The organism is Streptomyces sp. NPDC012637 (genome assembly GCF_042954805.1).
Classification (GTDB): Bacteria; Actinomycetota; Actinomycetes; order Streptomycetales; family Streptomycetaceae; genus Streptomyces.
In genome coordinates this window covers 114,125-138,517 of the sequence record NZ_JBIBDS010000008.1, presented here as the reverse complement: position 1 = coordinate 138,517, position 24,393 = coordinate 114,125, and the positions used below count along the sequence as shown (strand labels likewise).

Here is a 24,393-nt window from a genome sequence, read left to right as displayed (position 1 = left end):
GGGACTAGTTGTCCTTTGTACGGGCATAGTGGCGCGAGGCCTTGGCCCGGTTACCGCACAGCGCCATCGAGCACCAGCGGCGGGTGCCGTTCCGTGAGGTGTCGAAGAAGTGCAGGATGCACGCCTCGTGGGCGCACGCGCGGATGCGTTCCGGGTTCGCCCGGAGCAGGTCGAGGTAGTCACGCGCGGCGGTCCAGCCGGGCCCGTACGCGGGATCGGCGAACTCCGCCTCCTCGCCCGGGCCCTCCGTGGTGAGCGTGGCCCGGATGCGGCCGTGCCCGAGCACCGCGTCCACCGCGGCGGTCGCCCTGGCGTCGCCGGGCCGGTCGACGAGCGCGGCGAGCGCGTCGCGGGCGGCGAGGGTGTGGCGCAGGGTGGCCGCGTCGGCGGCGAAGCGCCCCTCGAGCCCGTTGGCGGCGAGCCAGACCGCGAGTCCGTCCGTGTCGGTGAGCAGGTCCTGGCGCACGCCGTCCGCCATCCACCGGGTGTTGAGCAGGTCGAGGGAGACGGGCTCGCCGGTGAGCGGCCGCGGATCGATGACGGTCATGGCGGGCGCCCTCCTGAGGGGACGGATTTCGGACTAACTCTTCAAGGGTACGTGACCGGTTGCGGCCAGGCGTGCCTAACCTCTAAAGTCGACGTTAGGGGTTAGCCCTGCGTGGGTGGTCCGTTGCCCATGAGGGGTGGCTGCCCCGGTGGGGCGCTCCCTCGGCCCTGCTTGCCCCCTTGCTCGTTCGCCCGCTCGTTCGCCCGTTCCTCCCTCCCCCGACGTGAAGGACCGCGCATGACCGCCGCTCCGGCCGACCCGACGGCTCCGAACGCCCCGACATCAACGGCCGCAGCCGTCCCGACCGGTCCGGCGGCCGCAGCGGAGCCGACCGCGCCCGCCGCGCCCCGGCCCGCCTCCGCGCCCCCGCGGCCCCGGCCCCGTGTGCTGCTCGCGTCCACCGCGGTCAGCGTCACGGCCCTGCTCCTGCTCGTCGCGGTCGGCACCGCTCTCCACCAGCCGCTGCTCATCCCGCCGCTCGCCGCGAGCATGGCGCTGGTGGCGGGCGCGCCCGACCTGCCGCTGGCGCAGCCCCGCTCCGTGGTCGGCGGCCAACTCCTCTCCGCGCTCACCGGCTTCGCCGTCCTCGCGCTCACCGGCCCCGGCCCGTGGGGCGCCGCGCTCGCCGGCGGCCTGGCCCTCGGCGTGATGGCGGCCGCCCGTACGCCGCACTCGCCGGCCGCGGCCACCGCGGTGATCGTGACCCTCCAGAACCCGCCGTTCCGGACCTTCCTCGGCCTCCTCGTCCTCGCCTCCGTCCTGCTCGTCGCCACCGGCCTCGCCGGCGCCCGCCTGACGGGCCGCCGCTATCCGGCGTACTGGCTCTAACCTCGCTGTATGAAGACGGAGTTGAGGGTGGCGGCCTACGCCGTGTGCGTGCGGGACGGGCGGATACTGCTCGCCCGCTGGGTGGACAAGGCCGGGGTCAGGCGGTGGACGCTGCCCGGCGGCGGGATGGACCACGGCGAGCTGCCGGTCGAGACCGTCGTGCGGGAGGTCGAGGAGGAGACGGGGTACGAGGCCGAGGTCGTCGCCCTGCTCGGGATCGACTCCATTCGCCGCGACTGGCTGCGCCGGCTCGGCGGGCCCGGCGACTGGCAGGGGCTCAGGATCATCTACGAGGCCCGCGTCACCGGCGGCGCCCTGCGCAACGAGCAGGGCGGTTCCACCGACCTCGCCGCCTGGCACCCGCTCGACTCCGTGCCCTCGCTCCACCGCGTGGAACTCGTCGACATCGGCCTCCAGCTCTGGCGCGACCGGCCCCCCTCGGGCCACTCCCACCTCACCGATCCGGCGAACGGCTGAAAACGGCTCAACCGTCGCGACCCGTCTCAACCCGCCGCCCGCCTCTCGCAGTCCCCTCCCGTGACCGCAGCACAACGATCAGGGGAGCCCGCATGTCAGCCGTACGCACCGCCCGTACCGTCGTCGCCGCCGGCCTGGTGGCCGGCCTCGCCGCGACCGCGCTCGCCGCACCCGCCGTCGCCGCCGCACCGCCGGCCGAGCCGTCCCACGCCGCCACCCAGCAGGCCCTGGACGCGGCCGTGGCCGCGGGCGTGCCCGGCGCCGTCGCGGCGGCCCGCGACGGCAAGGACCGGTGGACCGGCACCGCGGGCGAGCGCAAGGGCAACGACCGCTACCGGGTCGGCTCCATCACCAAGACCTTCACCGCCACCGTCCTCCTCCAGCTCCAGGCCGAGCGCCGGCTCGACCTCGACGACCCGGTCGAGAAGTGGCTGCCCGGCGTGGTCCGCGGCAACGGCCACGACGGCCGGAAGATCACCGTCCGCCAGCTCCTCAACCACTCCAGCGGGATCTACAGCTACACCGAGGACCCCGCCTTCCAGCAGAAGGTCTTCGGATCGGGCTTCCTGGAGCACCGCTACGACACCTGGGCCCCGCAGCAGCTCGTCGACGTCGCCATGGGCCACGCGCCCGACTTCGCGCCCGGCACCTCCTGGCGCTACTCCAACACCAACTACGTCCTCGCCGGCATGGTCATCGAGAAGGTCACCGGCCGCCCCTACGGCAAGGCGGTCGAGAACCGGATCATCAAGCCGCTCAAGCTGCGCGCCACCAGCGTGCCCGGCACCGACTCCCGTATGCCCGAGCCCCATTCGGTTGCCTACTCGAAGCTCGGCGCCGAGACGGACGGACCGACGTACGACGTCACCGACCTCAACCCGAGCATCGCGTCGGCGGCCGGCGAGATGATCTCCGACTCCAACGATCTCCAGACCTTCTACCGGGCCCTGCTCAAGGGCCGGCTGCTGCCCAAGGCCGAGATGCGCGAGCTGACGACCACGCTTCCGGTCTCCGCCCAGTACCCGGACTACCGCTACGGTCTCGGGATCTCCTGGCAGAAGCTGAGCTGCGGCAAGGAGATCTGGGGGCACGGCGGCGGCATCCACGGCTCCGTCTCGGAGGGGTACGCCACCCGCGATGGCGAGCACTCGCTCGCCGGGAACTTCAACGCCGACTGGACGGGTGACACCCAGGCCGTGATCGAGGCGGAGTTCTGCGGCACGGCACCGAAGAAGCAGTAACGCTCAGCGGGGCAGGACGACGACGTAGGCGGGCGGCTGCCGGTCCGGCGCGGCCATCAGGGCCGTACGGACCACGGTCGCCTGCTGGTCCATCGCCTCGCGCAGCTTGCGCGGGGTGAGGTGGACGACGGTGATGCCGAGGCGCTCCAGGTGCTCGCGCTTGCGCGTGTACTCCGACCAGAGCGCGTCGTCGTCCTGCCGCGGCGCCCGGGTGTCCAGCTCCACCGCCACCGCCTGGTCCGGCCAGTAGGCGTCCACGCCGCCGAGGTGGGGGCCGCCGGGCAGCCGCAGGTCCACGTTCCACAGCGGGTCCGGCAGTGCGAACTCGCGCACCATCGCGTACAGCCGGTCCTCGGCGATCGACCGGCCCTCGGCGAGCAGCGAGTCCACGGCGTCCACCACATGGGGCCGGGTCAGCAGCCGGGCCCGGTTCAACTCCCGTACCACCGAGCCCGGCTCGCAGTGGCCCGCGCTCACCGCCTCGGTGAGCAGCCGGCGGACGACGCCCGCGTCGGACAGCGCCGAGACGGCGTCGGCGAGCGCCCGGGACACCGGGGCGACCGGCAGCCCGTCGATCTCCAGCGACTGCGGCGGCTCGGCGGCGCGCACCACCCGGACCTGACCGGTCGAGCGCAGCCGGCGGGTGCGCGGCACGAGGACGTCGACCCGGTCGATCATGCCGGGCGGCGGAGCGGAGGCGAAGCGGTGCAGGGAGAGGGCGGCGAGCCCGGTGAGCATCGAACCGGCGCCGGCGTGCCGGACGGCCTCCCGGAACCGGTCGACTCCGGTGTGGGGGAGGGGGGAGAGGGGGGCCTTGGGGGAGGTGTCGTGGTTCATGTCGACGGTCTTCCGTCGTCCGGAGCTCAACTAACCGCTGTTACACGCCCGTCGACATTTAGGGACAACCTCGCACTAAAGTACGCGCGTTCGAGTGCCGAGTAGGCACGGCCGTCCACCAGGCACGGAGCAAGCGCTCCGGGCCGCCAGGCACGCGCCGCGGCCCCCGGCGGAGGTCTCCGCCGGGGGCCGCTGGTGTCCTACGAGGTCACGCCGGAGGTCAGACGGCGCGCCCGTCGCACTCCTGCGCCCGCAGCGCCCGCGCCAGGTCGTCCCGCGACTCCAGGACGAGACGGCGCAGCGCCGGGGCGGCGTCGGCGTGCTCGGCCAGCCAGGCGTCGGTCGCGTCCAGCGTCTCCGGCCGGTCCTGGAGCCCCGGGAACAGACCGCGCACCACGTCCATGCCGATCTGGATGGACCGCTCCGCCCAGATCCGCTCGATCACCGCGAAGTACTTCTCCGCGTACGGGGCGATCAGCTCGCGCTGCGAGGGCCGCACGAAGCCCGCGATCGTCGCCTCCACCAGGGCGTTCGACAGCGCGTCCGACTCGACGACCTGCGCCCAGGCCTGCGCCTTGACCGCGGCCGACGGCCGGGCCGCCAGGCAGCGCACCTGGTGCCGCTTGCCGGTCGCGGTGTCGTCGCGGGACAGCTCCGCGCCGATTCGGGCCTCGTCGGCGCGGCCGTGCGTGGCCAGCGGCTCCAGGAACGCCCAGCGCAGCTCCTGCTCCACGTCGAGGCCGTCGATCGCGGCCGAGCCGTCGAGCAGGCCCTCCAGGAGCTGGAGGTCGGCCTCGGAGGACGCGACGGCCGCGAAGAAGCGCGCCCAGGTCAGCTGGTGCTCGCTGCCCGGCTCGGCGAGCCGCAGCTCGCGCAGCCCGCCCTCGGCGAGCAGCCGCCCGCCCTCCGGTCGCCAGTCCGGCGCCGCGTAGTGGGTGACGGCCGACTGAGCCCAGGCGTGCACCATCTGCAGGACGCCGATGTCCGTCTCGCGGCCCGCGAAGTCCAGCGCGATCCGCACGAAGTCGCGGGCCGGCATCAGCCCGTCGCGGGTCAGGTTCCACAGCGCCGACCAGCACAGGGCACGGGCCAGCGGGTCGGTGATGTCGCCGAGGTGGGCGCGCAGGGTGGCGAGCGAGCCCTCGTCGAAGCGGATCTTGCAGTAGGTGAGGTCGTCGTCGTTGACCAGGACCAGGTCCGGCTTCTCGGCACCCGCGAGCTCGGCCACGACCGTGCTCGCGCCCGTGATGTCCGCCTCCACGCGCGCGTACCGCACGAGCTCGCCGCCCGAGACGCGGTAGAGGCCGACGGCGGCGCGGTGCGGACGGAGCTCTCCACCCTCCTGGAGGACGGCGAGCTCGGTGATCCGGCCCTCGGCGTCGTAGGTGACGACCGGCGTGAGGGTGTTGACGCCGGAGGTCTGCAGCCAGGACTTCGCCCAGGCCTTCATGTCCCGGCCGGAGGTCTCCTCCAGGACGGTCAGCAGGTCCGCGAGGCGCGTGTTGCCGTACGCGTGGCGCTTGAAGTAGCGGCGCGCGCCCTCGAGGAACGCGTCCCGGCCCGCGTACGCCACGAGCTGCTTCAGCACCGACGCGCCCTTGGCGTAGGTGATGCCGTCGAAGTTGAGCTTGGCGTCCTCCAGGTCACGGATGTCGGCCGTGATCGGGTGGGTGGAGGGCAGCTGGTCGGCGCGGTACGCCCAGGCCTTGCGGTTGTTGGCGAAGGTCACCCAGCTGTTGGTGAAGCGGGTCGCCTCGGCGAGCGAGAAGGAGCCCATGAAGTCGGCGAAGGACTCCTTCAGCCACAGGTCGTCCCACCACACCATGGTGACCAGGTCGCCGAACCACATGTGGGCCATCTCGTGCAGGATCACGTTGGCCCGGCGCTCGTACGCCGCCTGCGTCACCTTGCCGCGGTAGATGTACTCCTCGCGGAAGGTGACCATGCCCGGGTTCTCCATGGCGCCGAGGTTGTACTCGGGCACGAAGGCCTGGTCGTACTTCCCGAAGGGGTACGGGTAGTCGAAGTTGTCGTGGAAGAAGTCGAAGCCCTGCTTCGTGATCAGGAAGACGTCGTCCGCGTCGAAGTGCTTCGCGAGGCCCTTGCGGCACATCGCGCCCAGCGGGATCTCGATGTCGCCACGCTTGTAGGTGTCCGTGACGTAGTGGTACGGCCCGGCCACCACGCAGGTGATGTACGAGGAGATCGGTGCCGTCTCGGCGAACGTCCAGCGGCCCTCGGCGTCCTGCTCGCCGGCGCCGTTCGACCAGACCGTCCAGCCCTCGGGGGCGTCCACCGCGAAGCGGTACGGCGCCTTGAGGTCGGGCTGCTCGAAGTCCGCGAAGACGCGGCGGGCGTCGGCGGGCTCGTACTGCGTGTAGAGGTAGACCTCGCCGTCCTCCGGGTCGACGAAGCGGTGCATGCCCTCGCCGGTGCGGCTGTAGGCGCACTGCGCGTCGACGACCAGCACGTTCTCGTCGGCGAGGCCGTCGACCGCGATCCGCGAGCCGTCGAAGACGACCGCCGGGTCGAGCTCGCGGCCGTTGAGCGTGACCGCGTTCACCGAAGGGGCGATCAGGTCGACGAAGGTGGCGTCGCCGGTGCCGGTGCGGCGGAAACGGATCGTGGTCACCGAGCGGAACGTGCGCACGCCCTCCCCGGACTCGCCGACCGCCGACCGCAGGTCGAGATAGACCTCGTACCCGTCGACGGACAGCAGCTCGGCCCGCTCGCGGGCCTCGTCGCGGGACAGATTCTCACCGGGCACGGGGCACTCCTTCGTGACGCCATCAAAACAGCACCGATCCTGCCATGTGCCGATGACGCGAGGTACGGGGGAATGCCGCCGGAGCTCCCGGTGTTGCGCCTTTCCGGCGCAACACCTTGCCCCGCCCGTTCCCCAGCCCGTTCCGAGGCCCTTTCCGAGGAGTCACATGTCCGAGAGCAGGACCACCGCCGAGTTCTTCTTCGACCCGCTGTGCCCCTGGGCCTGGATGACCTCCCGCTGGATGCTGGAGGTCGAGAAGGTGCGTCCGGTCGACGTCAGCTGGAAGGTGATGAGCCTGGCGGTGCTGAACGAGAACCGCCTCGACGAGGTGCCGCCGGAGTACCGCGAGATGCTCGAGACCAAGGCCTGGGGCCCGGTGCGCGTGGTGATCGCCGCCCAGCAGCTGCACGGCGACGAGGTCGTCGGCAAGCTCTACACGGCGCTCGGCACCCGCTTCCACAACGACGGCGAGGGCCCGACCCGCGAGGCGATCGCCGCCGCGCTCGCCGAGGTCGGCCTGCCGGCCGAGCTCGTCGACTACGCGGACAAGGACACGTACGACACCGAGCTGCGCGCCTCCCACAAGGAGGGCATAGACAAGGTCGGCCAGGACGTCGGCACCCCGGTGATCTCCGTACCCGGCCCGGACGGCGACGAGGTCGCCTTCTTCGGCCCGGTCGTCACCCCGACTCCGCGCGGCGAGGCCGCCGCCCGGCTGTGGGACGGCACGCTGCTCGTCGCGTCGACGCCGGGCTTCTACGAGATCAAGCGCACGCGGACGGCGGCGCCGAGCTTCGAGTAGGCCCGCTTCCGCACATGCGGACGGCCCCCGCGGTTCGCCCCAAGAGGGGGTGCCCACCGCGGGGGCCGTCCTCTTTTCCGCCTGCCCGGTGAAGGTTGAGAAGACGATCACGAGCAGGAGTTCCTCAGATGCCGATCAGCGGGGTGCGGCCCTTCGCGTCGGCGTAGCGCTTCTGCACGTCCTGCCAGTTGACGACCTGCCACATGGCGTCGATGAAGTCGACCTTCTGGTTCTTGTACTGCAGGTAGAAGGCGTGCTCCCAGGCGTCGAAGACGAGGACCGGGACCGAGCCCTGGCCGACGTTGCCCTGGTGGTCGTAGACCTGCTCGACGATCAGGCGGCCGCTGATCGGCTCGTACGCGAGGACGCCCCACCCGGAGCCCTGGGTGGTCGCGGCGGCCTTGGTGAGCTGGGCCTTGAACCCGGCGAAGGAGCCGAAGGACTCGGTGATCGCGTCGGCGAGCTCGCCGACCCCGTCGGCGGCCAGCGGCTCACCGCCGCCTCCGTCCTTCGGGCTGTTCATGTTGTTCCAGTAGATGCTGTGCAGGATGTGCCCGGAGAGATGGAAGGCCAGGCTCTTCTCGAGCCCGTTGATGCTTCCCCACTGCTCCTTGTCGCGGGCCTCCGCCAGCTGTTCCAGGGTGTCGTTCGCACCCTTCACGTAGGCCGCGTGGTGCTTGTCGTGGTGCAGCTCGATGATCTGCGGATTGATCACCGGCTCCAGTGCCGCGTAGTCGTACGGCAGCTCCGGAAGTGTGTAGATCGCCATGCGCCGAACCCTTAGCCCTTCGACCGACTGCTTATTGCAACCTATATGCAAGTGCAGGCTATCAGCACCTGCATCAGTGAAGTGGTTGATCTCCGGACGGGAAGATCTGCGCCGAATGGGTGACGATGGGGTCATCGTCCGGCGCCTGACGGATCGCGTTCGGGGAGCGGAGTCTGCGCGCCGGGTCCCCCTCACGTCCCGTCGGGGTGTCCGATGAAGCCCAGTCCCTTCGCCGCAGCGACCGCGGTCGTCTGCGGTCTCGTCCTCATGGCCCCGGGGCCGGCGGCGTCGGCCGGCGCCGCGGCCGTCGCTGCCGAAGCCGCCACCGCCCCGGCGTCCGTCACGAGGTCGGCTCTGTGCCCCACGCCCCAGGCGCCGCCCGGCACCGGCTCACGGGTCAGCGCCGCCGACGCGGAGGGTCTCGTCCGCGCCCACAACGAAGCGCGCCGGGAGGCGGTCGAGAAGTACCACCCGGGACTTCCCGTGGTCTCCGTCAGCTGGGATCCCAAGCTCGCCTGCGACGCGCAGGCCTGGGCCGACGGCCCCGCGTCCAGCGCGGGCGGGACACTGCACCACAGCGGCTTCGAGGACCGGGGCCGCGAGGGCGAGAACCTGCTCAACTCCTACCCCGGCCCGGCGCGCCCGCTGGTCGCGGTGGACCCGGCGGTGCACTACAGCTGGACGGCCGAGAAGGCGGCGTTCGACGCCGACGGCAACGCGCCCGTCGACGGCACCAACTACCGCGTGTGGGGCCACTACTCCCAGATGGTGTGGATGTCCTCCGCCTCACCCACCACCACGATCGGGTGCGGCGTGAAGGAGGGCGTCCCGGTGTCGGGCAACACCGGCTGGATCCTGGTCTGCCGGTACGCCCCCGCGGGCAACCGGACCGGGGAGCGGGCCATCCCGCCCGGAGGCGAGGTCGTGGCTCCGGCGGGCAGCTGGAACGCACGGGCGCAGGTCGCCACGGACGCCGTCGGGGACCCTGCCACCATGGTGACGCCGAACCAGCAGCACGTCTTCTACCGGAGCGAGGACGGCGCCATCAAGCACCTGTTCTGGGACGCCTCGGCGAACCGGGTGTTCGCCGACGACTGGAGCCGGAAGGCCGGGGCCGCCGCTGACGTCGCCGGGAACCCCGCGACGATGGTGTGGCCGGGTCAGCAGCACGTCTTCTACCGGAGTACGGCGGGGACTGTCAGGCACCTGTTCTGGGACGCGAATCTGAACCGGGTGTTCGCGGAGGACTGGAGTCAGAAGGCCGGTGTGGCGGCTGATGTCGCCGGGGATCCCGCGACGATGGTGACGCCGAACCAGCAGCACGTCTTCTACCGCAGCACGGCGGGGACCGTCAGGCACCTGTTCTGGGACGCCTCGGCGAACCGGGTGTTCGCGGAGGACTGGAGTCAGAAGGCCGGTGTGGCGGCTGATGTCGCCGGGGATCCCGCGACGATGGTGACGCCGAACCAGCAGCACGTCTTCTACCGCAGTACGGCCGGGACCGTCAGGCACCTGTTCTGGGACGCCTCGGCGAACCGGGTGTTCGCGGAGGACTGGAGTCAGAAGGCCGGTGTGGCGGCTGATGTCGCCGGGGATCCCGCGACGATGGTGACGCCGAACCAGCAGCACGTCTTCTACCGCAGCACGGCCGGGACCGTCAGGCACCTGTTCTGGGACGCGAGTCAGAACCGGGTCTACGCCGACGACTGGAGCCGGAAGGCCGGGGCCGCCGCTGACGTCGCCGGGAACCCGGCCACGATGGTGTGGCCGGGTCAGCAGCACGTCTTCTACCGGAGCACGAGCGGCGCCATCGGGCACCTGTTCTGGGACGCGGGTCAGAACCGGGTGTTCGCGGAGGACTGGAGCCGGATGGGCCGGGTCGCCGCCGACGCCACCGACGATCCGGCCACCTTGGTGTGGCCGAACCAGCAGCACGTCTTCTACCGCAGCGACGACGGCGCCATCAAGCACCTCTTCTGGGACGCCCCGGCGAACCGGGTGTTCTCCCAGTGAGCGGGGTCAGGCCTCCTCGGCCGCCGGCTCGTTCGCCGTCGCGGCAGCGGTCCCGCGCGCCTTCTGCAGCGCGAAGCCGACCACGGCGAGCACCAGCGTCAGGGCGCCCGTCGAGTACAGCTGGATCCGGGTGCCCTCCTCGCGGGCCATCAGGAAGAAGACCGTCGCCATGCCGGCCAGCGCCACCCAGGTCAGGCCGGGGAAGAGCCACATCTTCACGACCAGCTTCTCGGGCGCCTCGCGCTCGGTGCGGCGGCGCAGCACCAGCTGCGAGGCCGCGATGAAGAACCAGACGACCAGGATGATCGCGCCGATGGTGTTGAGCAGCCAGATGAAGGCCTTGTCCGGCGACCAGTAGCTCAGCAGCACACAGCCGAAGCCGACGACCGAGGAGACCAGGACCGCGGGGCGCGGCACGCCGCCGAAGGTGCGGCCGAGCGCCTGCGGGCCCTGGCCGCGGGCGACCAGCGAGCCGGCCATGCGGGAGGCGCCGTAGATGTTGGCGTTCATCGCCGAGAGCAGGGCGACCAGGACGACCACGTTCATGATCTGGCCGGCGGCCGGGATGCCCAGGTGGTCGAGGGCGGCGACGTACGGGCCCTTCTCGACGACCGCCTTGTCGTCCCACGGCACGAGGGTGACGATGACCGCCATCGAGCCGATGTAGAAGAGCGCGATGCGCCACATCGCCGTGCGGACGGCCTTGGCGACGCCCTGCACCGGGTGCTCGGACTCGGCCGCGGCGATGGTGACGGTCTCCAGGCCGCCGTACGCGAAGACGGAGGCGAGCAGGCCGACGATCAGGCCCTCGGAGCCGTGCGGGAAGAAGCCGCCGTCACCGGTGAGGTTCGCCGTGCCGGGGGCCTCGGTGCCGGGCAGGACGCCGACGATGGCGGCCACGCCGATGCCGAGGAAGAGGACGATCGCGCCGACCTTCAGCGCGGCGAACCAGAACTCGAACTCGCCGAAGTTCTTCACCGCCGCCAGGTTCGTGCCGCAGAACACCACCATGAACAGGGCCACCCAGGCCCACTCCGGAGTCCCGGGGAACCAGCCGGTCATGATCTTCGCCGCCCCGATGCCCTCCAGGCCGACGGCCACGCAGAGCAGGAACCAGAAGGCCCAGCCCGCGGTGAAACCGGCCCACGGGCCGAAGGCGCGCTCGGCGTGGACGGAGAAGGAGCCCGAGGCCGGGTTCGCCGCCGACATCTCGCCGAGCATCCGCATCACCAGCATGACGAGCACGCCGGAGATCGCGTACGCGAGGACGATCGACGGGCCGGCCGCGGCGATGCCGGCGCCGGAGCCGACGAAGAGGCCGGCACCGATGACGCCGCCGAGGGCGATCATCGAGAGATGGCGCTGCTTGAGGCCGTGGGACAGGCCCCCGGCAGGAGCACTCCCGCCGTCCTTGCGGTCGGCCGGCGCGGGCGCGGTGGTCCGGGACATGGGCAACCTGTTCATGAGGTGAGACGGGGAGGTGGCCCACAGTCTGTGGGCCCGCACCGCTCACAGGGAACAGATGTCCGCTATACGGGCACGAGCTTCACACAAGGTGAACGTTCAGCTCCGCTTTGTGGAGGGGCCGTGCAGGGAGGGGCCGTGCAGGGAGGGGTCACGCGGGGAGCGGCCGCGCAGCTCCCGCACCCACGCCACCACCAGCACCGCCGCCGTCGCCCCGGCCGACCACAGCACCTGCGGCCGCGCCGCGTCGTCCACCAGCATCAGCACGAGCACCGCCGCCATCGCGGCGAGTGCCACCCAGGTCAGCCACGGGAAGCCCCACATCCGCAGCGACAGCGTCTCCGGCGCCTCCCGCTCGATCCGGCGCCGCAGCCGCAGTTGGGACACCGCGATCAGCGCCCACACGAACAGCAGCACAGCGCCGACGGCGTTCAGCATGTAGAGGAAGACGGAATCCGGCCACTTCAGATTGAGCAGTACGGAGACGAAGCCGAAGGCCACCGACGCCAGCACCGCCCGCCGCGGCACCCCGCCGCCGGAGACCCTGAGCAGTCCCTTCGGTGCCTCACCGCGCTCGGCCAGCGAGAACACCATCCGGGAGGAGCCGTAGAGGTTGGCGTTCAGCGCCGAGAGCAGCGCCACGAACACCACCGCGTTCATGATCTGCCCGGCCGCCGGCACGCCGATCGCGTCCAGGACCGCCACGTACGGCGACTCGCCCGGCTTCATCGCGGTCCACGGCAGCAGGGTCACGATCACCAGCATCGAGCCCACGTAGAAGAAGAGGATGCGCCACACGGCGCTGCGCACCGCCCGTGCCACGTTGCGCGCCGGGTCGTCCGACTCGGCCGCCGCGATGGTCACGACCTCCAGGCCGCCGAAGGCGAAGACGACGGCGAGGACGCCGGAGACCACCCCTGCCCAGCCGTTGGGCAGGAAGCCGCCCTGGCCGGTCAGATTGGTCAGGCCCACCGGGTCGGTGTCCGGCAGCAGGCCGGCGATCGCGAGCACGCCGAGCACCAGGAAGAGCACGATCGCGCCGACCTTCAGCGCCGCGAACCAGAACTCGAACTCGCCGAAGTTCTTCACCGCCGCCAGGTTGGCCGCCGTGAACACCAGCATGAAGACGAGGACCCAGCCCCACTGTGGGACGCCCGGCACCCAGCCGTGCGCGATCCGGGCCGCGCCCGTCGCCTCCACCGCGAGCACCACCACCAGCAGGAACCAGTACAGCCAGCCCACCGAGAAGCCCGCCCAGCGGCCGAGCGCCCGCTCCGCGTGCACCGAGAAGGCGCCGGAGGCGGGCATCGCCGCCGACATCTCGCCCAGCATCCGCATCACCAGCATCGCGAGCGCGCCCGCGAGCAGATACGAGACGACGATCCCCGGCCCCGCCACCGCGATGCCCGCGCCCGAGCCGACGAAGAGCCCCGCGCCGATCACACCGCCGAGCCCCAGCATCGTCAGATGACGCTGTTTCAGCCCGTGGGAGAGCGGCTCGGGTTCGGCGGCGAGGGAGGGCTGAGGGGCGGGCGGGGAGTCGTGCATGTGGGGGCTCGCGCTCTCGGACGGTTTATGGGGACCCCACAGTCTGTCTGGTGACCGACGCCTGGCGCAAAAGGGACCACTGGGCAAGAGTGCCCAGTGACAAGCGTCACGTGGCGGGAGGCATGGATCGCGGGCTTTGTTTGATCTCGACGAAGGGCTCAACCTCCGCTTTGTGGGCGGCTGATGGTGATCGGCCGCTCGCTCCTGGCATACGGTCGAGCCGTCCCCTTGTCCCCTCGTTCCGCGGAGTACCGATGAGCACCGCTGCCGCCCCCGTCCGTCCCCTCCGCTCCGGGACGGTCCTCGCCGACCTGATCCCGTCCAGCCGCGTCCGCGACCTCGCGCTCGTCGTCGGCGGCGCCGCGCTCACCGGCCTCGCGGCCCAGCTGTCCGTGCCCGTTCCGGGCTCGCCGGTCCCGGTCTCCGGCCAGACCTTTGCCGCACTGCTGGTCGGCACCTCGCTCGGCGCCCGCCGCGGCTTCCTCTCCCTCGCCCTGTACGCCGTCGCCGGCATGGCGGGCGTGCCGTGGTTCGCCCAGGCCTCCTCCGGCTGGTCCATGCCGTCCTTCGGCTACATCCTCGGCATGCTGCTCGCCGCGACCGTCGTCGGCGCCCTCGCCCGCCGCGGCGCCGACCGCTCGGTGCTCCGCACGGCCGGCACGATGGTGCTCGGCTCGGCGGTCATCTACGCGGTCGGCGTGCCGTACCTGGCGCTCGCCACCGGCATGTCCCTCGGCCAGGCCGTCGCCGCGGGCCTGACGCCGTTCCTCATCGGCGACGCCCTCAAGGCCGCGCTCGCGATGGGTGCCCTGCCGACCGCCTGGAAGCTGCTCGGCCGCAGGGGCTGAGCCCGACGGAGGGCCGAGCCCGCCCGCTTTTCCCGAAGGCCCCGAAGAGGCTCGCCGGGTCGAGTTCCGACTTGACCGCGGCGAGCCTCTTCGCCGTCGCCGAGTCGTACGGGCCGGCCGTGCGCTCCCGGTCGCCGAAGACGAAGTTCACGGCGCGCCCCACCGTGCGCGGGGCGAGCACCCGCTGCACGCGCGCGTGCAGCTCCCGCACCGGCGCCGGGCCGGCCGCGTCGAGCGGGTGCAGGGCGCGTACGAGCCAGCCCGCCCCGCGGTACGGCACGGAGTTCGGCACCGCCGGTTCCGCGGCGAGCGCCCCGCCCGGGTGGTTCTCGTCCATCCTCCGGGTGTCGACGAGCAGTCCGCCCTCGACGGGCCCGCCGCGCCCGTGACCGGTGGACTGCACGGCGACGGCGAGGCCGTGCTCGGCCGCGTACCGGACGGCGGCGCGGACGCCGTCGGGCCCGGTGGCCTCGACGTGCCGGTCGGGGCGGACGGGGAAGGCGGTCCGGAAGCCGGTCAACCGGTCGTGCGTGGACATGGAAAGGCTCTCCGTTCCCGAGGTGGTCGGTGTACGGAGAGCCTTTCGCCGATACCTGACAGGTTCCGTCAGGTATGGAGTCAGATCTTCTCGATCTCCGAGGGCTTCTGGATCCGGTCCTTCACGATGCCGATCGCGAGCACCAGCGCCGCGACGAGCAGCGAGAGCACGACCTGCTCACGGTTGCTGCCGCCGTCGTAGACCATGTAGCCGAGGACGAAGACGATCATGGCGGCGGTGGCCCAGGTCAGGTACGGGAAGAGCCACATCTTCACGACCAGCTTCTCCGGGGACTCGCGCAGGATGATCTTGCGCATCCGCAGCTGGGTCAGGCAGATGACCAGCCAGACGAAGAGCGCGACCGCACCCGAGGAGTTCAGCAGGAAGGCGAAGACGTCGTCCGGCCGCCAGTAGTTGAAGAAGACCGCCACGAAGCCGAAGACGACCGAGGCGAGGATCGCCGTCACCGGGACGCCACGGGCGTTGGTGCGGGCGAAGGCCTTGGGCGCGTCACCGCGCTGGCCGAGCGAGAAGGCCATGCGGGAGGCGGTGTAGAGGCCCGAGTTCAGGCAGGACAGGACGGCGGTCAGCACGATCACGTTCATGATCTGGCCGGCGGCCGGGATGCCGATGGAGTCGAGGGCGGCGACGTACGAGCCCTTCTCGGTGATCGACTTGTCGTTCCACGGCAGCAGGGTGAGGACGACGAAGATCGAGCCCAGGTAGAAGACGCCGATCCGCCAGATCACGCTGTTGGTGGCCTTGGTGACGGCACGCTGCGGGTCCTCGGACTCGCCGGCGGCCAGGGTGACGATCTCGCTGCCCATGAAGGAGAAGACGACCATCAGCACACCGGTGAGGATCGCGCCCGCGCCCATCGGGAAGAATCCCCCGGCGTCGGTGAGGTGCGCGAAGCCCGCGCCCGGGTTGTCCGAGCCCGGCAGCACGCCGAAGACGGCGAGGAAGCCGATGACGACGAAGGCGGCGATGGCGACGACCTTGATGCCGGCGAACCAGAACTCGAACTCGCCGTACGAGGCGACGGAGCCGAGGTTGGTCGCGGTGAGCACCACCATCACGATGAGGGCCCAGGCCCACTGCGGCACGGCCGGGATCCAGCTCTCCAGGATCACCGCACCCGCGGTCGCCTCGACGGCCAGCACGACCACCCAGAAGAACCAGTACAGCCAGCCGATGGTGAAGCCGGCCCAGCGGCCGAGCGCCTGGTCGGCGTAGGCGGAGAAGGAGCCGGAGGAGGGGCGGGCGGCGGCCATCTCGCCCAGCATCCGCATCACGAAGACGACCATCGCGCCGACGAGTGCGTAGGAGAGGAGGATGGCGGGACCGGCCGCGGCGATGCCGGAGCCGGAGCCGACGAAGAGGCCGGCACCGATGACACCGCCGATGGCGATCATCGACAGGTGGCGGTTCTTCAGCCCGGCCTTCAGGCCGTTGGCTCCGTCGGGCTGGACTTCACCGGGGTTTCCGGTGGCGCCGCCTTCCTTTGCCAGGGTCGGCTGCGTGTTCATGAACGCTTCCTTCGGTATGGGGGCATGCTCGGGTCGCGAGCTGGAGCAATGAAACCGGGTGACCCGGCAGTACGGAAGAGCTGATTCCGGATCGTGATTCAGGACATAAGGTCCGGACCAGGCGGGACCAAGGTCCCCGACGGCCGTGACAGAGGTCCCGACCCCGATGACCGCTACCCGGCTCCGCCCGTGCCACACTCGGAACATGCGCGTCTACCTCGGCTCCGACCATGCCGGCTACGAACTCAAGAACCACCTCGTCGAGTGGCTGAAGGCCCACGGCCACGAGGCTGTCGACTGCGGTCCCCACATCTACGACGCCCAGGACGACTACCCGCCGTTCTGCCTGCGCGCCGCCGAGAAGACGGCCGCCGACGAGGGCAGCCTCGGCATCGTGATCGGCGGTTCCGGCAACGGCGAGCAGATCGCCGCCAACAAGGTCAAGGGCGTCCGTGCCGCCCTCGCGTGGAGCGAGCAGACCGCCGCGCTCGGCCGTGAGCACAACAACGCCAACGTGGTCGCCGTCGGCGCCCGCATGCACTCCGAGGAAGAGGCGACCAAGTTCGTCGAGATCTTCCTGAGCACCCCGTACTCCGGTGACGAGCGCCACACCCGCCGCATCGACATGCTCAGCGCGTACGAGACCACCGGCGAGCTCCCGCCGATCCCGGCCCACCACCCGCAGGAGCCCACCGCCTGATGCCCGAAGGGCACACCATCCACCGGCTGGCCGCCGACTACCGGGAACGGTTCGGCGGCCGGCCCGTGCGCGTCTCCAGCCCGCAGGGCAAGTTCGCCGACTCCGCCGCGCTCCTCGACGGCACGGTGCTCGCCCGCACCGAGGCCCACGGCAAGCACCTCTTCCTGGGCTTCCCGGGCGAGGAATGGGTCCACATCCACCTCGGCCTCTTCGGCAAGGTGAACTTCGGCGACGCCCCCGCGCCGCCGCCCACGGACACGGTCCGGCTGCGGCTCGCCGACGCGGAGTCGTACGTCGACCTGCGCGGCCCGACGACCTGCACGCTGATCACCGACGCCGAGAAGCGGTCCATACACGACCGGCTCGGCCCGGACCCCCTCAGGGACGGCGACGACCCGGCGCGCGCCTGGCGGCGGATCTCGAAGTCCCGCACCACGATCGCCGCGCTCCTCATGGACCAGAAGATCGTCGCGGGCGTCGGCAACGTCTACCGCGCCGAGGTCCTCTTCCGCCACGGCATCGACCCGTACCGCGCGGGCAGGGACCTGACGGAGCGGGAGTGGCGCGCGATCTGGGACGACCTGGTCGCGCTGATGCGCGAGGGCGTGCGCCTGAACCGCATCGACACCGTCCGCCCCGAGCACACGCCCGAGGCGATGGGCCGCCCGCCGCGCGTCGACGACCACGGCGGCGAGGTCTACGTCTACCGCCGGGCCCAGCAGCCCTGCCACGTCTGCGGCAGCGGGATCCGCACGGCGGACCTCGCCCACCGCAACCTCTTCTGGTGCCCGGGCTGCCAGCAGGCCTAGCCCGTGCGGCCAGGGCCCGTCCTAGAACCCGTGCGGCAGCCACGGCGCCACCGGTGACCCGAACGCCACCGACGCCTCGACGAGCGCGCCCTCGCGCAGCTCCCGCACCCGGCCCGCCGCGGCCAGCGACACCAGCGACACCCCGCCCAGGTACGCCGCGCCCAACTCCCGTACGGACAGGGTGAGGTCGGCGGCGTCGTCGGTGGGCGCGCAGCGGGCGCCCTTCGCGTCCCCGGTCAGCCGCCAACGCCCTTCGTTCCAGGGACAGAACGCGTCCTCGACCTCGAAGACCAGGTCCACCGGGGCCTGGTAGGCGCGCGCCGCGAGCGCCGCGCCGACGTCCACGAGCCGCACGTGCAGCCCGTCCCGCAGCGTCGGCTCGCAGCGCCGGACGTCCGAGACCAGGTGCTGCCAGGCGTCGTCCACCGGCCGGCTGCGCATGCGGACCCGCGCGGTCAGGTCCACCGAGCACAGGAACCGCCACAGCGCCGCCTCCGCCGCCGGGTCGAGCCCCGTCAGCTGGTGCATCGAGACCGAGCCGTCCGAACCCGCGTAGGACCACTCCGGCTTGACCGCGTACAGCGCGTACCCGACGACCTCGCCGTCCCGTTCCGCGAGGACGCACTGCAGCGGCGAGGCGCCCTCCCGTTCGCCGGGAGGGTCGAGGAGGGCCAGCCGCTCCCAGCCGGGGCGGCGCTCCAGCATCCCCGGCCGGGACCGCACGGTCCGCGCGTACAGCGCCTCCATGGCGTCCAGCGCCTCGGCCGGCGTGGTGTGCCGCAGCGCCACCTGGTCCGTGCCCTCCGGCACGGTGAGCCGCACCCGGGTGGTGTCGATCGTCGCGTGCGTCGAGTACGCGGCCACGCCGTACCCGAACCGCCCGTAGATCTCCGGCTCCGAGGCCGTCAGGACCGCGACCGGCTCGCCCCAGCTCCGTACGTCCTCCAGCTGGCGCCGCATCATCGACGTGAGGATCCCGCGCCGCCGGTGGGTCCCGGCCACGCTCACCATGGTGACGCCCGCCGCCGGCAGCACGTTCCCGCCGGGCACCGAGAGGCGGAACGTGAAGGCGCTCGCCGTACCGACGCAGCGGTCGCCGTCCCACGCCCCGATGGACCGCTCGTGCTCGGTCAGCTCCTGCCAGAGCTTGCGCTCCTCGTCCGATTCCGGAACACCGCCGAACGCTAGTTCGAGTACGCCGTACCAGTTGTCCCAATCGGCAGGGTCGAGCACCCGCAGTTCAGTCGTCATATGCCATCGATATCAGCGCCCCGCCGCCCGTCGCGACCCGATTTCGCACACGTTGTCACCTGGGTCCCCCTGCACGAGCTCCGGCGGGGTGGATAGGGTCCAGGCCAATGGGACGTCGCGGAGTGCTCGACTCGTACGCGGCCCGGATGCGCAGGAGCGCCCGCCGGGCCCGCGTCGCGCTGCGCCGGAGCGGAGTCGACTACTTCCGCGGCGACGGCTCCGACTGGATCGCCCTGGCCGGCCTCCTCCTGACCGTCCCCGCCATCGTCCTCGGCACCCTCATGAACCCCGTGTGGTGCTCGCCCGTCGCCCTCGTCCTGCCGATCGTCGCCGGCGGACTGCTGCTGCGGCCCGCCAGCCTCCTCGGCCTGTACGCGGCGGCCGCCGGCGGGCTCATCGTCGAGTCGCTCGTCCTCGGTCCGTACTCCGAGGGTCCCGCCCGCGTCACCCCCGGCACCGTCCTGGTCGTCGCGGCCTGCGGCCTGTTCGGGCTGCTCATCGCCCAGTTCCGGGCCCGCGTCGGCGTGCCCTGGCGGCGCGGCGGCACCATGCTCTTCGACCTGCGCGAACGCATCCGGGTGCAGAGCGCGCTGCCCCGCCTCCCGGCCGGCTGGCACCGCGAGATGGCGCTGCGTCCGGCCGGCGGCCAGTCCTTCTCCGGCGACTTCGTCGTCGCCGCCCGCACGAACGGCGGACGCACCCTCGAGGTCGTGCTCACCGACGTGTCCGGCAAGGGCATGGACGCGGGCTCCCGCGCGCTGCTCCTCTCCGGCGCCTTCGGCGGCCTGCTCGGTTCGCTGCCGCCGCACGGCTTCCTGCCCGCCGCCAACGGCTATCTGCTGCGCCAGGACTGGGACGAGGGCTTCGCCACCTCCGTCCACCTCGTCCTGGACCTGGAGTCCGGCGACTACGAGCTGCTCTCCGCCGGCCATCTGCCCGCGCTCCAGCTGCACGCGGGCACCGGCCGCTGGGAGGAGAAGGCCGCCGAAGGGCCGCTCCTCGGTGTGTACGACGGTGCCGAGTTCCACCCGGTCAAGGGCGCTTTGCGCCCCGGCGACGTCCTGATGCTCTTCACCGACGGCCTCGTCGAGAGCGCCGAGCGGGACATCGCCGAGGGCATCGACCGCCTCACCGGCGAGGCCGACCGCCACATCGGCGGCGGCTTCGAGGGCGCCGCCTGGCACCTCATCGAAGCCTGCGCCAAGGACGTCAACGACGACCGTGCCCTCCTCCTGATCAGCCGCAAGGGGTAGCCGCCGTGACCCACACCCCGCACCCGGGCCCGTACCTCACGCCGGCCGAGGTCGAGGCCGTCGCCCTCGCCGCCCACGCCGGGCAGACCGACAAGGCGGGCCGGCCCTACGGCGAGCACCTGCGGGCCGTCGCCGAGGGCGTGCGCGCCAGGGGCGGGAGCGAGGCGCAGATCGCGGCCGGGTGGCTGCACGACGCCGTCGAGGACGAGGCCCTGTCCGAGCGGTGGCTCGCGGAGGCCGCGCTGCCGGACGAGGTCAAGGCGATGGTGCGCGCGCTCACCAAACGGGCCGGCGAGCCGCCCGAGGACTACGCCCGTCGCATTCTGGCCACCCCCGGCGCCCTGCTGGTCAAGGAGTCCGACCTCGCCCACAACGCCGATCCGGCCCGCCTCGCCGCACTCGACGCGGCGACGGGGGAGCGGCTGACCGCCAAGTACGCCCGGATGCGGACCCTGTTGGGGCTCACCACAGGGAAATGATCAGGACGGATTTCGTCACGTTGGCTCGATCCTTACGTCGACGATTCGTCACCCGGCCGCGCTGGGCAGGAAGTTGGTGGCACGATAGATGCGGCGGGGGTGTTCTGTGACGTGCGCTCCCCGGCGGCAAGGGCGGGACCGACCGAGGGTGTGATCAGTTGTGGCCATTTCACTGTCCGTGGTGCTGCTTTTGGCGATCATCCTGGTGGTGCTGATCCGTGGCGGAAACCTGAAGGCCGGTCCGGCCGTCGTCGCGGTCCTCTTCGGCTTCTTCCTCGCCTCCACGGGCATGGCCGACGACATCCAGCGCTTCCTGGACTCCATAACGCAGACGATCGGCTCCATCAAGTTCTGAGCCCGGTCGCGGTCACGCCGGCTTGGCGGTGGCGCGCTTGCGGCTCCGCGACGTCTTCGCGGCCGTCTTCCGCGCCGTCTTCTTGGCCGGCGCCTTCGCCGTCCTCGCCGGCTGTGCTGCCTCCGCCGTGTCCGCCGCCTCCGGCGCATCCGTCGTCTTCGCGGCCGGTGCCGCCGCGGGCTCGGCGTTCGTCCTGCGGGGCCGGCCCGTCGGCCACTTGAGCTCGATCTCCAGCTCGAACTCCCCGTCGCCGACCTCGAACTCCAGCTCGCTGCGCAGCTCGTCCGGGATGCGCAGGCTCAGCGTGCCCGCGCCCAGTTCGAGCTCCGCCTCCCCGCCCTCCCTGAGCGCGTCGGCGAGCGCCGAGAGCTGATCGGCCGCCTCGGTACGGGAGAGCGAGCGCTTCTGCTCGAACTTCAGGTCCTTCATGAGTACCTCCGGTGCGCCAGGAGCGACTGCAGACAAAGGGGCAACTGCAGACAAAGCGGACAGCGCTCATTCTCCGGTGCCCCGAAGGTCCCCGCAAAAGGTCCCGGAAACGCCTCGGGGCCGGGCCGGAGAACGTGTCTCCGGCCCGGCCCCGGGCCGTGAAGAGCGGGCGACGGGAATCGAACCCGCGTAGCTAGTTTGGAAGACTAGTGCTCTACCATTGAGCTACGCCCGCACAGCAGTGCGCCGCAGGCCAGGGCCGCGGCACGGACGCCATCGTAGCCGGTCCTGGCGGGTGCTCGCACGCCCCTTGGAAGAGGGGGCGTCGCACCGTCCCCGTCCATGTACCCTACGTGTCGCACCGACGGGGTGTGGCGCAGCTTGGTAGCGCGTCCGCTTTGGGAGCGGAAGGCCGTGGGTTCAAATCCCGCCACCCCGACCAGCCAAGATCACGTTGTGGGGCGCAAGCCGCTTGCGGCTACTATGCAAGCTGCGTGCCCGTGTGTCTCTCTGACCGGGCCGATCGGCCGGAACCGCCACGGGCGGCGCCGCCGGAAACCAGGAATCAGCCACAAGGAGACCGAACCGTGAAGAGCGCCGTGGAGACCCTGAACCCGACCCGGGTTCGGCTCACTGTCGAGGTGCCCTTCGAGGAGCTCAAGGACAGCCTCGACGCGGCGTACAAGAAGATCAACCAGCAGGTCACGGTCAAGGGCTTCCGCAAGGGCAAGATCCCCGCGCGCGTCATCGACCAGCGCTTCGGCCGCGGTGCCGTCCTTGAGGAGGCCGTCAACGACGCGCTCCCGAAGCTGTACACCGAGGCGGTCAACGAGGCCGAGGTCAACCCGCTGGGCCAGCCCGAGGTCGACATCACCGAGCTGAAGGACGGCGAGCTGCTGGCCTTCACCGCCGAGGTCGACATCCGCCCGGCCATCGAGATCCCGGACTACTCCGGCATCGAGGTCGAGGTCGACGCCGTCGAGGTCACCGACGAGGACATCGAGAAGTCCGTGGAGCAGCTGCGCGAGCGCTTCGCCTCCACCAACCCGGTCGAGCGCGCCGCCGCCGAGGGTGACGTCGTCACCATCGACCTCGAGGCCAAGGTCGACGGCGAGGTCCTGCCCGACGGCATCGCCAGCGGTGTCTCGTACACCATCGGCTCCGGCGAGCTGCTCGACGGCATCGACGCCGCCGTCACCGGCCTGGAGGCCGGCGGCGAGGCCACCTTCACCTCCGAGCTGAAGGGCGGCTCCGCCGCGGGCAAGGAGGCCGAGGTCACCGTCAAGGTCACCGCCGTCGCCGCCCGTGAGCTCCCCGAGCTCGACGACGAGTTCGCGCAGATGGCGTCCGAGTTCGACACCCTCGACGAGCTCAAGGCCGACAGCCGCAAGCGCCTCGAGAACATGAAGCAGTTCGACCAGGCCACCCAGGCCCAGGAGCGCGTCCTGGAGAAGTTCCTGGAGATCGCGGAGATCCCCGTTCCCGAGAAGCTGCTCGAGGACGAGATCCAGACCCGCAAGCACAACCTGGAGCACCACCAGCTCGGCCAGATGGGCCTGACCCTCGAGAAGTACCTGGAGTTCCAGGGCAAGACGGTCGAGGAGTTCGAGGCCGAGACCAAGGAGCAGGCGGTCAAGGGCATCAAGACCCAGTTCCTGCTCGACGAGCTGGTCTCCAAGGAGCAGCTGAACGTGGACCAGGAGGAGCTCACCGAGCACCTCATGCGCCGCGCCGCCTCCTCCGGCATGTCCCCCGACCAGTTCGCCCAGGCCGTCGTCCAGGGCGGCCAGGTGCCGATGCTGGTCGGCGAGGTCGCCCGCGGCAAGGCCCTCGCGGTCGTCGTCGAGGCCGCCAAGGTCGTCGACACCAACGGCAACGTGGTGGACCTGTCCGACGAGGACGAGGAGCAGGCCACCGAGACGGTCGAGGCCGTCACCGGCGAGGCCGAGGTCTCCGAGGAGAAGTAAGCCCCACCAGGCTCACCGGGAGGCCCAGGCCTCGCGTTGAACCACGCGCCACGGGCCCGGACGCACAGCAGTGCGCCGGGCCCGTGGACGTCCCGGGATCCCTCCGGGGACCCGCTCGTGACCCGTTTATGCGCGCCCAACTACCTTGCGCTCCCAGCGAACAGTTCGGGAAGCGGGATGGCGTTGTCCCACCTGCGCGTTAGGGTCCATGAATACGAGGGCACTGCCCTCAGAACGAGACGCGAGACGGCCCGTGGCCGTCGGAGACGAGCAGGTGGATACGTGACGAATCTGAAGCCTTACGCCGCGGGTGAGCCGTCCATCGGTGGCGGCCTCGGCGACCATGTCTACAACCGGCTGCTCGGCGAGCGCATCATCTTCCTCGGCCAGCAGGTCGACGACGACATCGCCAACAAGATCACCGCACAGATGCTCCTCCTGGCCGCCGAGCCGGAGAAGGACATCTACCTCTACATCAACAGCCCCGGCGGCTCGGTGACGGCCGGCATGGCGGTCTACGACACCATGCAGTTCATCCCGAACGACGTCGTCACCATCGGTATGGGCATGGCGGCCTCCATGGGCCAGTTCCTGCTCACCGCCGGCACCCCCGGCAAGCGCTTCGCGCTGCCGAACACCGACATCCTGATGCACCAGGGCTCCGCCGGCATCGGCGGCACCGCCTCGGACATCAAGATCCAGGCCGAGTACCTTCTCCGTACGAAGAAGCGCATGGCCGAGATCACCGCGCACCACTCCGGCCAGACCGTCGAGACGATCATCCGCGACGGCGACCGTGACCGCTGGTTCACCGCGGAAGAGGCCAAGGAGTACGGCCTCATCGACGACATCATCACCCACGCCGCGGGTGTCCCGGGCGGCGGCGGCACGGGCGCCTGAGCCCCGGCAGCCCGCTCCAGCGCCCCCAGCCCACGATCGCCC

General features: G+C 71.3%; 23 protein-coding genes and 2 tRNA genes. 14 read left to right on the top strand and 11 right to left on the bottom strand.

The features are described from left to right. Positions 1–4: 4 nt before the first annotated feature. Positions 5–547, bottom strand: coding sequence for a CGNR zinc finger domain-containing protein (locus ACFY8W_RS29115; protein ID WP_391111389.1), 543 nt, complete (start codon positions 545–547; stop codon positions 5–7). Between the two features lie 237 nt (positions 548–784). Here ACFY8W_RS29115 and ACFY8W_RS29110 point away from each other — a divergent pair, with 237 nt between their 5' ends. The 3 genes from ACFY8W_RS29110 to ACFY8W_RS29100 all read left to right on the top strand — a co-directional run bounded on the left by ACFY8W_RS29110 (position 785) and on the right by ACFY8W_RS29100 (position 3,093). Next, positions 785–1,375 carry an HPP family protein gene (locus tag ACFY8W_RS29110; RefSeq protein WP_391111387.1) on the top strand — a complete coding sequence of 197 codons (591 nt, stop codon included), beginning with the start codon at positions 785–787 and terminating at the stop codon, positions 1,373–1,375. Positions 1,376–1,384: 9 nt separating this feature from the next. Continuing rightward, the gene (locus tag ACFY8W_RS29105; RefSeq protein WP_391111385.1) at positions 1,385–1,852 is read left to right on the top strand and encodes an NUDIX domain-containing protein; all 468 of its coding nucleotides are present in this window, start codon (positions 1,385–1,387) and stop codon (positions 1,850–1,852) included. Between the two features lie 92 nt (positions 1,853–1,944). After that, positions 1,945–3,093: a serine hydrolase gene (locus ACFY8W_RS29100; RefSeq protein ID WP_391111382.1), complete on the top strand. Its 1,149-nt coding sequence runs from the start codon at positions 1,945–1,947 to the stop codon at positions 3,091–3,093. Between the two features lie 3 nt (positions 3,094–3,096). Here ACFY8W_RS29100 and ACFY8W_RS29095 read toward each other — a convergent pair whose 3' ends face one another. Beyond that, positions 3,097–3,930, bottom strand: a complete 834-nt coding sequence (locus ACFY8W_RS29095) for a hypothetical protein (RefSeq protein WP_391111380.1) — start codon at positions 3,928–3,930, stop codon at positions 3,097–3,099. Between the two features lie 220 nt (positions 3,931–4,150). Further along, positions 4,151–6,697, bottom strand: a complete 2,547-nt coding sequence (gene pepN / locus ACFY8W_RS29090) for an aminopeptidase N (protein WP_391111378.1) — start codon at positions 6,695–6,697, stop codon at positions 4,151–4,153. Between the two features lie 166 nt (positions 6,698–6,863). On the opposite strand from pepN, the gene ACFY8W_RS29085 reads away from it, so the two are divergent. Beyond that, a complete protein-coding gene (locus ACFY8W_RS29085; RefSeq protein WP_391111375.1) occupies positions 6,864–7,499 on the top strand; it encodes a DsbA family protein in 636 nt (211 codons plus the stop codon). A 124-nt stretch (positions 7,500–7,623) separates the two neighbouring features. On the opposite strand, the gene ACFY8W_RS29080 is transcribed toward ACFY8W_RS29085, so the two are convergent. Then, the gene (locus tag ACFY8W_RS29080) at positions 7,624–8,268 is read right to left on the bottom strand and encodes a Fe-Mn family superoxide dismutase (RefSeq protein WP_391111372.1); all 645 of its coding nucleotides are present in this window, start codon (positions 8,266–8,268) and stop codon (positions 7,624–7,626) included. A gap of 213 nt (positions 8,269–8,481) precedes the next feature. On the opposite strand from ACFY8W_RS29080, the gene ACFY8W_RS29075 reads away from it, so the two are divergent. Then, positions 8,482–10,281: a CAP domain-containing protein gene (locus tag ACFY8W_RS29075; RefSeq protein ID WP_391111369.1), complete on the top strand. Its 1,800-nt coding sequence runs from the start codon at positions 8,482–8,484 to the stop codon at positions 10,279–10,281. Between the two features lie 6 nt (positions 10,282–10,287). On the opposite strand, the gene ACFY8W_RS29070 is transcribed toward ACFY8W_RS29075, so the two are convergent. After that, positions 10,288–11,730 carry an amino acid permease gene (locus ACFY8W_RS29070; protein ID WP_391111366.1) on the bottom strand — a complete coding sequence of 481 codons (1,443 nt, stop codon included), beginning with the start codon at positions 11,728–11,730 and terminating at the stop codon, positions 10,288–10,290. A 114-nt stretch (positions 11,731–11,844) separates the two neighbouring features. Further along, positions 11,845–13,293 (bottom strand): amino acid permease, encoded by a 1,449-nt coding sequence (locus ACFY8W_RS29065; protein WP_391111363.1) that lies wholly within the window; start codon positions 13,291–13,293, stop codon positions 11,845–11,847. 254 nt (positions 13,294–13,547) lie between these two features. Between ACFY8W_RS29065 and ACFY8W_RS29060 the strand changes: the two genes are divergently transcribed. Next, a complete protein-coding gene (locus ACFY8W_RS29060; RefSeq protein ID WP_391111360.1) occupies positions 13,548–14,141 on the top strand; it encodes a biotin transporter BioY in 594 nt (197 codons plus the stop codon). On the opposite strand, the gene ACFY8W_RS29055 is transcribed toward ACFY8W_RS29060, so the two are convergent. Together ACFY8W_RS29055 and ACFY8W_RS29050 are read right to left on the bottom strand one after the other, a co-directional pair. Next, positions 14,077–14,679 carry an FAD-binding protein gene (locus ACFY8W_RS29055; RefSeq protein ID WP_391111357.1) on the bottom strand — a complete coding sequence of 201 codons (603 nt, stop codon included), beginning with the start codon at positions 14,677–14,679 and terminating at the stop codon, positions 14,077–14,079. The two genes, ACFY8W_RS29060 and ACFY8W_RS29055, sit on opposite strands and share 65 nt — an antisense overlap. Before the next feature lie 80 nt (positions 14,680–14,759). Beyond that, the gene (locus ACFY8W_RS29050) at positions 14,760–16,208 is read right to left on the bottom strand and encodes an amino acid permease (RefSeq protein WP_391111354.1); all 1,449 of its coding nucleotides are present in this window, start codon (positions 16,206–16,208) and stop codon (positions 14,760–14,762) included. Between the two features lie 205 nt (positions 16,209–16,413). On the opposite strand from ACFY8W_RS29050, the gene ACFY8W_RS29045 reads away from it, so the two are divergent. Both ACFY8W_RS29045 and ACFY8W_RS29040 read left to right on the top strand, forming a co-directional pair. After that, entirely contained in the window at positions 16,414–16,908 is a 495-nt protein-coding gene (locus ACFY8W_RS29045; protein WP_391111351.1) for a ribose-5-phosphate isomerase, read from the top strand. After that, on the top strand, positions 16,908–17,717 hold the full coding sequence (locus ACFY8W_RS29040) for a DNA-formamidopyrimidine glycosylase family protein (RefSeq protein ID WP_391111348.1): 810 nt from the start codon (positions 16,908–16,910) through the stop codon (positions 17,715–17,717). Before ACFY8W_RS29045 ends, ACFY8W_RS29040 begins: the two co-directional genes overlap by 1 nt. Positions 17,718–17,738: 21 nt before the next feature. Here ACFY8W_RS29040 and ACFY8W_RS29035 read toward each other — a convergent pair whose 3' ends face one another. Beyond that, positions 17,739–18,968, bottom strand: a complete 1,230-nt coding sequence (locus ACFY8W_RS29035; protein ID WP_391111346.1) for a GNAT family N-acetyltransferase — start codon at positions 18,966–18,968, stop codon at positions 17,739–17,741. A 107-nt stretch (positions 18,969–19,075) separates the two neighbouring features. Between ACFY8W_RS29035 and ACFY8W_RS29030 the strand changes: the two genes are divergently transcribed. The 3 genes from ACFY8W_RS29030 (at position 19,076) to ACFY8W_RS29020 (ending at position 21,055) form a co-directional block, all read left to right on the top strand. Beyond that, positions 19,076–20,221 (top strand): SpoIIE family protein phosphatase, encoded by a 1,146-nt coding sequence (locus tag ACFY8W_RS29030; RefSeq protein ID WP_391111343.1) that lies wholly within the window; start codon positions 19,076–19,078, stop codon positions 20,219–20,221. A 5-nt stretch (positions 20,222–20,226) separates the two neighbouring features. Next, positions 20,227–20,700, top strand: coding sequence for an HD domain-containing protein (locus ACFY8W_RS29025; protein ID WP_391111341.1), 474 nt, complete (start codon positions 20,227–20,229; stop codon positions 20,698–20,700). Between the two features lie 160 nt (positions 20,701–20,860). Further along, positions 20,861–21,055: a hypothetical protein gene (locus ACFY8W_RS29020; protein ID WP_384421666.1), complete on the top strand. Its 195-nt coding sequence runs from the start codon at positions 20,861–20,863 to the stop codon at positions 21,053–21,055. 12 nt (positions 21,056–21,067) lie between these two features. Here the strand turns inward: ACFY8W_RS29020 and ACFY8W_RS29015 are convergent, their stop codons facing one another. Continuing rightward, entirely contained in the window at positions 21,068–21,484 is a 417-nt protein-coding gene (locus ACFY8W_RS29015; RefSeq protein WP_391111338.1) for an amphi-Trp domain-containing protein, read from the bottom strand. Positions 21,485–21,648: 164 nt separating this feature from the next. After that, positions 21,649–21,719, bottom strand: a tRNA-Gly gene (locus ACFY8W_RS29010). Between the two features lie 130 nt (positions 21,720–21,849). Here ACFY8W_RS29010 and ACFY8W_RS29005 point away from each other — a divergent pair. The 3 genes from ACFY8W_RS29005 (at position 21,850) to ACFY8W_RS28995 (ending at position 24,351) form a co-directional block, all read left to right on the top strand. Further along, positions 21,850–21,926, top strand: a tRNA-Pro gene (locus ACFY8W_RS29005). Positions 21,927–22,071: 145 nt separating this feature from the next. After that, entirely contained in the window at positions 22,072–23,451 is a 1,380-nt protein-coding gene (gene tig / locus ACFY8W_RS29000; protein WP_391111335.1) for a trigger factor, read from the top strand. A 282-nt stretch (positions 23,452–23,733) separates the two neighbouring features. Continuing rightward, positions 23,734–24,351 (top strand): ATP-dependent Clp protease proteolytic subunit, encoded by a 618-nt coding sequence (locus tag ACFY8W_RS28995; RefSeq protein WP_351182970.1) that lies wholly within the window; start codon positions 23,734–23,736, stop codon positions 24,349–24,351. Positions 24,352–24,393 lie beyond the last annotated feature (42 nt).

Excerpts from the sequence above, each read along its gene's own strand:
- ACFY8W_RS29080 (WP_391111372.1), bottom strand. The coding sequence starts at position 8,268 with ATGGCGATCTACACACTTCCGGAGCTGCCGTACGACTACGCGGCACTG.
- ACFY8W_RS29110 (WP_391111387.1), top strand. The coding sequence starts at position 785 with ATGACCGCCGCTCCGGCCGACCCGACGGCTCCGAACGCCCCGACATCA.
- ACFY8W_RS29065 (WP_391111363.1), bottom strand. The coding sequence starts at position 13,293 with ATGCACGACTCCCCGCCCGCCCCTCAGCCCTCCCTCGCCGCCGAACCC.
- ACFY8W_RS29070 (WP_391111366.1), bottom strand. The coding sequence starts at position 11,730 with ATGTCCCGGACCACCGCGCCCGCGCCGGCCGACCGCAAGGACGGCGGG.
- ACFY8W_RS29085 (WP_391111375.1), top strand. The coding sequence starts at position 6,864 with ATGTCCGAGAGCAGGACCACCGCCGAGTTCTTCTTCGACCCGCTGTGC.
- ACFY8W_RS29095 (WP_391111380.1), bottom strand. The coding sequence starts at position 3,930 with ATGAACCACGACACCTCCCCCAAGGCCCCCCTCTCCCCCCTCCCCCAC.
- ACFY8W_RS29030 (WP_391111343.1), top strand. The coding sequence starts at position 19,076 with ATGGGACGTCGCGGAGTGCTCGACTCGTACGCGGCCCGGATGCGCAGG.
- ACFY8W_RS29015 (WP_391111338.1), bottom strand. The coding sequence starts at position 21,484 with ATGAAGGACCTGAAGTTCGAGCAGAAGCGCTCGCTCTCCCGTACCGAG.
- ACFY8W_RS29105 (WP_391111385.1), top strand. The coding sequence starts at position 1,385 with ATGAAGACGGAGTTGAGGGTGGCGGCCTACGCCGTGTGCGTGCGGGAC.
- ACFY8W_RS29075 (WP_391111369.1), top strand. The coding sequence starts at position 8,482 with ATGAAGCCCAGTCCCTTCGCCGCAGCGACCGCGGTCGTCTGCGGTCTC.
- ACFY8W_RS29060 (WP_391111360.1), top strand. The coding sequence starts at position 13,548 with ATGAGCACCGCTGCCGCCCCCGTCCGTCCCCTCCGCTCCGGGACGGTC.
- ACFY8W_RS29100 (WP_391111382.1), top strand. The coding sequence starts at position 1,945 with ATGTCAGCCGTACGCACCGCCCGTACCGTCGTCGCCGCCGGCCTGGTG.
- ACFY8W_RS29050 (WP_391111354.1), bottom strand. The coding sequence starts at position 16,208 with ATGAACACGCAGCCGACCCTGGCAAAGGAAGGCGGCGCCACCGGAAAC.
- ACFY8W_RS29115 (WP_391111389.1), bottom strand. The coding sequence starts at position 547 with ATGACCGTCATCGATCCGCGGCCGCTCACCGGCGAGCCCGTCTCCCTC.
- ACFY8W_RS29055 (WP_391111357.1), bottom strand. The coding sequence starts at position 14,679 with ATGTCCACGCACGACCGGTTGACCGGCTTCCGGACCGCCTTCCCCGTC.
- ACFY8W_RS29035 (WP_391111346.1), bottom strand. The coding sequence starts at position 18,968 with ATGACGACTGAACTGCGGGTGCTCGACCCTGCCGATTGGGACAACTGG.
- ACFY8W_RS29040 (WP_391111348.1), top strand. The coding sequence starts at position 16,908 with ATGCCCGAAGGGCACACCATCCACCGGCTGGCCGCCGACTACCGGGAA.
- ACFY8W_RS29045 (WP_391111351.1), top strand. The coding sequence starts at position 16,414 with ATGCGCGTCTACCTCGGCTCCGACCATGCCGGCTACGAACTCAAGAAC.